This window comes from Bradyrhizobium sp. 154 (assembly GCF_023073875.1).
Lineage (GTDB): Bacteria > Pseudomonadota > Alphaproteobacteria > Rhizobiales > Xanthobacteraceae > Bradyrhizobium.
Genome location: NZ_JADPKG010000058.1, coordinates 229,915 through 238,141, shown reverse-complemented (window position 1 = coordinate 238,141; position 8,227 = coordinate 229,915). Strand labels below are relative to the sequence as shown.

The window sequence follows — 8,227 nt, the reverse complement described above, 5'->3', positions numbered from 1 at the left end:
CCATCTCCTTGCGCCTCAAGCTCAAGCGCGCCGGGTGGAACGATGCCTTTCTTTTTGAGCTCCTCGGCCACATGCGATAGCCCTGCCCTCCAGGGGAGGGTAAGAGCACTTTGCGCCACGCCCGCCAATCGGATAGAACGCAGCCCGCGTTAGTCCCGCCAGCGAGATCCGCCTCATGACCGACATCTCCCCGCTCGACCAGGCCCGCATCCTGTCCGAAGCGTTGCCGCACATGCAGCAGTATGACGAGGAAACCATCGTCATCAAATATGGCGGCCATGCCATGGGCGACGAGGAGACCGCCAAGAACTTTGCGCGCGACATCGTGCTGCTGGAGCAGACCGCGATCAACCCGGTGGTGGTACATGGCGGCGGGCCGCAGATCGCGACCATGCTCAAGCGCCTCGGCATTGTCTCGGAATTCGCCGCCGGCCTGCGCATCACCGATGCCGCGACCATCGAGATCGTCGAGATGGTGCTTGCCGGCTCCGTCAACAAGCAGATCGTCGGATACATCAACGAAGCTGGCGGCAAGGCCGTGGGTCTGTCGGGCAAAGACGGCAACATGGTGAAAGCGTCGAAGACGACGCGGACCATCATCGATCCGGACTCGAACATCGAGAAGGCGATCGATCTCGGCTTCGTCGGCGATCCCGAGAAGGTCGATCTCACCCTGCTCAACCAGCTGATCGGCTACGAGCTGATCCCGGTGCTGGCGCCGCTCGCGACCTCTCAGGACGGCCAGACGCTGAATATCAACGCCGACACGTTTGCGGGTGCCGTGGCCGGCGCGCTCAAGGCCAAGCGCCTCTTGCTACTCACCGACGTGCCTGGCGTGCTCGACAAGTCCAAGAAGCTGATACCGCAATTGTCCGTCAAGGACGCACGAAAGCTGATCGCCGACGGCACCATTTCCGGCGGCATGATCCCGAAGGTCGAGACCTGCATCTACGCGCTCGAACAGGGCGTGCAGGGCGTCGTCATCATCGACGGCAAGATGCAGCATGCGGTGCTGCTCGAGCTCTTCACCAACCAAGGCACGGGAACGCTGATCCACAAGTGATGCGGGAACGGGCAAGGAAAGAGGGCGTCATGCCCGGGCTTGTCCCGCCTGCGCGGCCGAAGCCGCTTCGGCGAGGCGAAGGCCCGGCCATCCACGGCTCTCGCATTGCTCGGTCATTCCGGAGCGCCCGAAGGGCGAATCCGGAATCTCGAGATTCCGGGTTCGATGCTTCGCGTCGCCCCGGAATGACTGGATCGCAGCACCGCCGCTCGCCCCTCGCCCGCTTCCTGATGACGCTGCCTGCTGCAGCCGCCTCGTTCTTCTTCTCCTCCGCGCCGGCCTTTGCGGACCTCAAGATCTGCAACCGCATGTCCTATGTCGTCGAGGCCGCGATCGGCATCGACGACAAGGCGGCGACCGCGACGCGGGGCTGGTTCAGGATCGATCCCGCCACCTGCCGCGTGGTGGTGCAGGGCATGCTGACCGCCGACCGCATCCTGCTCAATGCGCGCGCGCTCGGTGTCTATGGCGCCTCGCCGATTCCGCAGAACGGCCGCGACATGCTGTGCGTGGCGCAGGACAATTTCGTCATCGCGGCGGCGCGGCAGTGCCGCAGCGGCCAGACCCAGGCCGCGTTCACGCAGGTGACACCGACGCAAGGCGCGGACGGCAACCTCATTGCCTATCTCGCCGAGGATTCCGAATATGACGACGAGCAGGCGCGCCTCGCCGGCATCCAGCGGCTGCTGGTGATCGCGGGCTACGACGTCGGCGCGATCGACGGCGTCGATGGGCCGAAGACGCAGGCCGCGCTGGCTGCCTTTTTGAAGGGCCGGGGGCTGTCCTCCGACGTCGTGTCGTCGCCGAATGTCTTCAAGAGCATGGTCGATGCGGTGCAGACGCCGTCGGCGACCGGCCTCACCTGGTGCAACGACACGCCGCACAAGGTGATGGCGGCGGTCGCGACCGACGACGGCAAGTCGGTGACGAGCCGCGGCTGGTATCGCATCGATCCAAAGACATGCCTGCATCCTGATGTGACCGGCCAGCCCAGGCAGATCTTCAGCTTCGCGGAAGCGGTCGATGCCGACAACCGCGTCATCAAGCTGAAGGACCGGCCGCTGAACTGGGGCGGCGACAAGCAGCTCTGCACGCGCGAGACCAAATTCGAGACGAGCGAGCAGACCGATTGCGGCGCGCGCGGATTTGCGGCAACGGGGTTTGGGGCGGTGGATGTGTCGAGCGGCGGCAAGACGCTGCGGTTTGCGACGCCGTGAGGAAATGGCGTGATGACGCTACATAGACCGGTGTCGTCCTGGCAAAAGCCAGGACCGATTAACCAAGGATTGCGTTTGGAAGAACGACAACCAGAATGCCCCGATCGATGCGCCGCGGAGTAGGGGTCCTGACTTTCGCCAGCACGACAATTGAGGGCCGGGCGGCTGCGCGCGCAACAGATAGAGAATCCTTGATGAAATCCCCCCGCACCTTCGCCCACATCGACACCTGGGTGTTCGATCTCGACAACACGCTCTATCCGCATCACGTCAATCTGTGGCAGCAGGTCGATGCGCGGATCGGTGAGTTCGTGTCGAGCTGGTTGAACGTGACCCCGGAGGAAGCGCGCAAGATTCAGAAGGATTATTACCTGCGCTTCGGCACCACCATGCGCGGCATGATGACCCTGCACGGCGTCTCCGCCGACGACTACCTTGCCTACGTCCACAAGATCGACCACTCGCCGCTGGAGCCGAACCCGGCGCTCGGTGCAGCCATCGCTGGACTGCCGGGCCGCAAGCTGATCCTGACCAACGGCTCGGTCGACCATGTCGATGCGGTGCTGGCGCGGCTCGGCTTCGCCTCGCATTTCGACGGCGTGTTCGACATCATCGCCGCCGAGTTCGAGCCCAAGCCGGCGCCGCAGACCTACCGCAAATTCCTCAGTCAGCACGCCGTCGATCCGACCCGCGCCGCTATGTTCGAGGATCTCGCCCGCAACCTCGCCGTCCCGCACCAGCTCGGCATGACCACGGTGCTCGTGGTGCCCGACGGCGCGAAAGAGGTGGTGCGCGAGGACTGGGAGCTGGAGGGCCGCGACGCCGCTCATGTCGATCACGTCGCGGATGATTTGGCGGGGTTCTTGGCCAAGCTGTCACGGTAGGCCTTATCGCTCAACCATGCATCGTCATTCCGGGGCGCCCGAAGGGCGAACCCGGAATCTCGAGATTCCGGGTTCGATGCTTCGCATCGCCCCGGAATGACGGTGGAGATACCCGGGGCAAGCCCGATAGCGACGAATGTGCGCTTGACTTGACCTTTCCAAATCCCGAAAAAGCGCCCCAATCCATCAAAATTCCCGTTTCCTTGAGGAAATCCCGATGTCCCTTGCAGCCCTCGAATCCACCATCAACAGCGCCTTCGACGCGCGCGAGACCATCTCGACCACGAGTAAGGGCGAGGTGCGCGAGGCCGTGGACCAGGCGCTGGAAATCCTGGACAAGGGCGAGGCGCGCGTTGCCGAGCGCGGCAGCGACGGCAAGTGGAAGGTCAACCAATGGCTGAAGAAGGCCGTGCTGCTCTCCTTCCGCCTGAACGACATGGACGTCATTCCCGGCGGATCGGGCAAGGCGACCTGGTGGGACAAGGTGCCCTCGAAGTTCGAAGGCTGGGGCGAGAACCGCTTTCGCGATGCCGGTTTCCGTGCCGTCCCCGGCTCCATCGTGCGCCGCTCGGCCTTTATCGCCAAGAACGTCGTGCTGATGCCGTCCTTCGTCAACCTCGGCGCTTATGTCGATGAGAGCACCATGGTCGACACTTGGGCCACCGTCGGCTCCTGCGCCCAGATCGGCAAGCGCGTGCACATCTCCGGCGGCGCCGGCATCGGCGGCGTGCTCGAGCCGCTCCAGGCCGAGCCCGTGATCATCGAGGACGACTGTTTCATCGGCGCGCGCAGCGAGGTCGCCGAAGGCGTGATCGTGCGCAAGGGCGCGGTGCTGGCGATGGGCGTGTTCCTGGGCGCCTCCACCAAGATCGTCGACCGCGAGACCGGCGAAATCTTCATGGGCGAAGTGCCCGAATATTCCGTGGTGGTGCCGGGCGCGCTGCCCGGCAAGCCCCTGAAGAACGGCCAGCCCGGTCCGAGCACCGCCTGCGCCGTCATTGTCAAGCGCGTCGACGAGCGCACGCGGTCGAAGACGAGCATCAACGAGCTGCTGCGGGATTGATCCGACGCGCATGACCGATGCTCTCTCCATCGCCCGCGATCTCATCCGCTGCCCCTCGGTAACCCCGGCCGATGCCGGTGCGCTTGGGGTGCTTGAAAAAGCCCTGACCGCAGCAGGCTTCACCTGTCATCGCGTGACGTTCAGCGAACCCGGCACCGCCGACATCGACAATCTCTATGCGCGGATCGGCAGCGAGGGCCCGCACATCACCTTTGCCGGCCACACCGACGTGGTGCCGCCCGGTGACGAGAGCGCCTGGAGCGTCGGCGCGTTCTCGGGCGAGGTCCGGGATGGCGTCCTGCACGGCCGCGGCGCGGTCGACATGAAGGGCGGCATCGCCTGCTCGGTGGCGGCGGTGCTGGAGCATCTCGCCGCCAATGAGGGCAAGCCGCGCAAGGACGGCAAGGGCTCGATCTCTTTCCTGATCACCGGCGACGAGGAAGACGTTTCGATCAACGGCACGGTCAAGCTGCTGAAATGGGCCGCCGAGCGCGGCGAAAAGTTCGACCATTGCGTGCTGGGCGAGCCCTCCAACGTCGAGACGCTCGGCGACACCATCAAGGTCGGCCGCCGCGGTTCGCAATCCGGCACGCTTCATGTCGACGGCGTGCAGGGCCATGTCGCCTATCCACATCGCGCCTCCAACCCCGTGCCTGATATTGCGCGGCTGATCGTGGCGATCTCCGACGAGCCGCTCGACCATGGCAGCGCCCAGTTCCAGGCCTCCAATCTCGAATTCACCTCGGTGGACGTCGGCAACAAGGCCAGCAACGTCATCCCCGGCGAGGCCCGCGCGAAATTCAACATCCGCTACAACGACAACCACACGCAAGCCAGCCTGCGCGAATTGGTCGAGGCGCGCCTCGCCAAAGCCTGCGGCAACCGCATCCGCGCCCGCATCGTCTGGGATCACTCGAACTCCAACGTGTTCGTGACCAAGCCCGGCCCGTTCACCGATCTTGCAGTGTCCGCGATCGAAGAGGTGACGGGCCGCAAGCCGGAGCTGTCGACCTCGGGCGGCACGTCGGACGCGCGCTTCATCTCCAGCTACTGCCCGGTGATCGAGTTCGGCCTGGTCGGCCAGACCATGCACCAGATCGACGAGCGGGTGCCCGTGGCGGATCTAGAGAAGCTGACGCGGGTGTATCGGGGGATTTTGGCAAGGTATTTTGCTTGAGGCACTGTTGCCTCCACAAACAGAGCTGTCATCGCCCGACTTGATCGGGCGATCCAGTATTCCAGAGACAGCAGTATTGAACCGGGAGGCCGCGGCGTACGAGATGCCCCGGTCCCGGCGCCGCCAAGGCTACGCCGGGGCCACAAGGGTGCTCGGCCACCGAAGCTTTTGCGAAGGCGGCAAGCCGGGGCATGACAGCGCTGATGTAGCGAGAGCGCACCCTGCGCCCTCCGCGCATCTCAATAATCCACCTTCACCAGATACAGCCCCTGCGGCGGGGCGACGATGCCGCAGGCGGCGCGGCTGCGGGCGGCGAGTGCGGCCGACAGATCATCGGCCGTCCAGCGTCCCTCGCCGACCCAGACCAGCGATCCCACCATCGAGCGCACCTGGCTGTGCAGGAACGAGCGCGCAGAGGTGACAATGGTGATCTCGCGGCCGTCGCGTATCACGTCGAGCTGATCGAGCGTCTTCTCCGGCGACTTGGCCTGGCACTCGGTATCGCGGAACGTCGTGAAGTCGTGCTTGCCGAGCAGACGCTGGGCTGCTGCATGCATCGCGTTACTGTCGAGCCGGCGCGGCACGCGCCAGGCGCGACCGACGTCGATGGCGAGATTGGCGCGGGTGTTGATGATGCGGTAGCGGTAGTGGCGCTTGATGGCCGAGAAGCGCGCCTCGAAGGTCTCGGGGACGATCTCGGCCTCGAGCACCGCGACCGGATGGGGGCGCAAATGCGCGTTGAGCCCGTCGCGAAAACGATCCGGCGCAAATTGCTTGCCGATGTCGACATGCGCGACCTGGCCAAGCGCGTGCACGCCGGCATCGGTGCGGCCAGCGCCATGCACCCGCGCGTCCGCGCCGGTCATCGCCTTCACCGCGGCCTCTAGCGCGCCCTGCACCGAGGGCAGCGTCTCCTGCACTTGCCAGCCGAAGAACGGCGCGCCGTCATATTCGATGGTGAGCTTGTAACGGGGCATCGTGTCCAGTTTCACCGTCATTGCCCGCGAAGGCGGGCAATCCAGTACTCCGCAGCCGATCAGATCAACCGAGAAGCCTCGGCGTACTGGATACCCCGCCTTCGCGGGGTATGACAGTGTCAGCTGAATTTCGCGCCCGCCCTCACAGGCACGCCGCGCAGAAAGTCCGCGGCCCGCATCCTGGCCTTGCCTTCGCGCTGCAGCTCGAGGATGCGGACGGCACCCTCGCCGCAGGCGATGGTGAGGTGGTCGTCGAGCACCTCGCCCGGCGCACCTGAGCCGTTCGCCAATTCACATCGCAGGATCTTGACGCGCGCATTTTCGCTGACGTCCACAAGCTCGGTCCAGGCGCCGGGAAACGGCGACAGGCCATGGATGTGGCGCAGCACCGCGCGTGCGGGTTTCGTCCAGTCGATCCGCGCCTCGGCCTTGTCGATCTTGGCGGCATAGGTGACACCGTCCTCGCTCTGCTTTTTGAGCTGGAGCCCGCCGCGTGCGAGCGCCGCCATCGCGCGCACCATCAAATCGGCACCTAACCGGGACAGGCGATCGTGCAGATCGGCCGCGGTCATGCTGTCGGTGATCGCGATGCGCTCGGCCATGGCGACGTCGCCGGTATCCAGGCCGACATCCATCTTCATCACCATCACGCCGCTTTCGGCATCGCCTGCCATGATGGCGCGGTTGATCGGCGCGGCGCCGCGCCAGCGCGGCAAGAGCGAAGCGTGCAGATTGTAGCAGCCGAGCTTCGGCGCATCGAGGATCACCTGCGGCAGGATCATGCCATAGGCGACGACGACGGCGGCATCGGCATCGAAGGCGCGAAACTCGTCGAGTGCTTCCGGCGTCTTCAACGTCTTCGGCGTCAGCACGTGGACGCCGAGTTTTCGCGCCGCTTCTTCAACCGGAGTGGGCTGCAATTGCAGGCCGCGCCGTCCGCCCGGCTTCGGCGCGCGGGTGTAGACGGCGGCGATCTCGTGGCCATGCGCGACCAGCTCGAGCAGCGTCGGCACGGAGAAATCGGGCGTGCCCATGAAGATCAGGCGGAGGGGCATCAACAGACTCGCTGCGTTCCCTCCCCCTTGGGGAGGGCTAGGGAGGGGGTGCCACACGACCGCTCTAGCGGCGTGAGCGCGGGCGCTTTGTTGCTCGCGCTCCGCAAATCAGGAGCGCCTTTTGCTGGGCTGCCCCCTCCCCTGCCCTCCCCCCAAGGCGAGGGAGCAGACTGAGCGTGAGGCAACACTAAACTCTACCCCGCCCGCTTGGCGGCCTTCTCGAACTTCTTCATCACGCGGTCGCGCTTGAGCTTCGACAGGTAGTCGACGAACAAGACGCCGTTGAGATGATCGATCTCGTGCTGGATGCAGGTGGCATAGAGGCCTTCGGCATCCTCCTCGTGCAGCTTGCCGTCGAGATCGGTGAAGCGCACGCGCACCTTCGCCGGGCGCTCGACCTCCTCGTAATATTCGGGGATCGAGAGGCAGCCTTCCTCGTACACTGAAAGTTCCTCTGAGGAGGAGAGAATCTCCGGATTGATGAAGACGCGCGGCTCGTGCCTGGTCTCGCCGTCCTCGTCCCGCTTGGCGAGGTCCATGGTGATCAGCCGCAGCGGCTGCGCGACCTGGATCGCGGCGAGGCCAATGCCAGGCGCGTCGTACATGGTCTCGAACATGTCGTCGGCAAGCTTGCGGATCTCCGGCGTGACCTTCTCGATCGGCTTGGAGACCAGACGCAGCTGCTTGTCGGGCAGGATGATGATTTCTCGTAGGGCCATGGCCGCGATTTAAGCCGCGTGTCGGGTGCGGTCAATCCGGCGCGGAACTCCGTTAACCCTTCGCTAACCATA

The 8,227-nt window shown here is 65.0% G+C and carries 8 protein-coding genes; 5 read left to right on the top strand and 3 right to left on the bottom strand.

Annotation, left to right across the window (positions count from 1 at the left end; genetic code table 11):
* Positions 1-175 precede the first annotated feature (175 nt).
* The 5 genes from argB (at position 176) to dapE (ending at position 5,404) form a co-directional block, all read left to right on the top strand.
* Positions 176-1,063 carry an acetylglutamate kinase gene (argB, locus tag IVA92_RS16615; protein ID WP_247276433.1) on the top strand — a complete coding sequence of 296 codons (888 nt, stop codon included), beginning with the start codon at positions 176-178 and terminating at the stop codon, positions 1,061-1,063.
* A gap of 230 nt (positions 1,064-1,293) precedes the next feature.
* Complete coding sequence (locus IVA92_RS16610) at positions 1,294-2,280, top strand: DUF1036 domain-containing protein (RefSeq protein WP_247276449.1); 987 nt, start codon at positions 1,294-1,296, stop codon at positions 2,278-2,280.
* A 194-nt stretch (positions 2,281-2,474) separates the two neighbouring features.
* The gene (locus IVA92_RS16605) at positions 2,475-3,164 is read left to right on the top strand and encodes a pyrimidine 5'-nucleotidase (RefSeq protein WP_247276432.1); all 690 of its coding nucleotides are present in this window, start codon (positions 2,475-2,477) and stop codon (positions 3,162-3,164) included.
* Between the two features lie 217 nt (positions 3,165-3,381).
* On the top strand, positions 3,382-4,227 hold the full coding sequence (gene dapD, locus IVA92_RS16600; RefSeq protein WP_247276431.1) for a 2,3,4,5-tetrahydropyridine-2,6-dicarboxylate N-succinyltransferase: 846 nt from the start codon (positions 3,382-3,384) through the stop codon (positions 4,225-4,227).
* A 10-nt stretch (positions 4,228-4,237) separates the two neighbouring features.
* Entirely contained in the window at positions 4,238-5,404 is a 1,167-nt protein-coding gene (gene dapE / locus IVA92_RS16595) for a succinyl-diaminopimelate desuccinylase (protein WP_247276430.1), read from the top strand.
* A gap of 239 nt (positions 5,405-5,643) precedes the next feature.
* On the opposite strand, the gene truA is transcribed toward dapE, so the two are convergent.
* The 3 genes from truA to def form a co-directional block, all read right to left on the bottom strand.
* Entirely contained in the window at positions 5,644-6,381 is a 738-nt protein-coding gene (truA, locus tag IVA92_RS16590) for a tRNA pseudouridine(38-40) synthase TruA (protein ID WP_247276448.1), read from the bottom strand.
* Between the two features lie 119 nt (positions 6,382-6,500).
* Positions 6,501-7,436, bottom strand: a complete 936-nt coding sequence (fmt, locus tag IVA92_RS16585; protein WP_247276429.1) for a methionyl-tRNA formyltransferase — start codon at positions 7,434-7,436, stop codon at positions 6,501-6,503.
* 194 nt (positions 7,437-7,630) lie between these two features.
* Complete coding sequence (gene def / locus IVA92_RS16580; RefSeq protein ID WP_247276428.1) at positions 7,631-8,155, bottom strand: peptide deformylase; 525 nt, start codon at positions 8,153-8,155, stop codon at positions 7,631-7,633.
* Between the last annotated feature and the right edge of the window lie 72 nt (positions 8,156-8,227).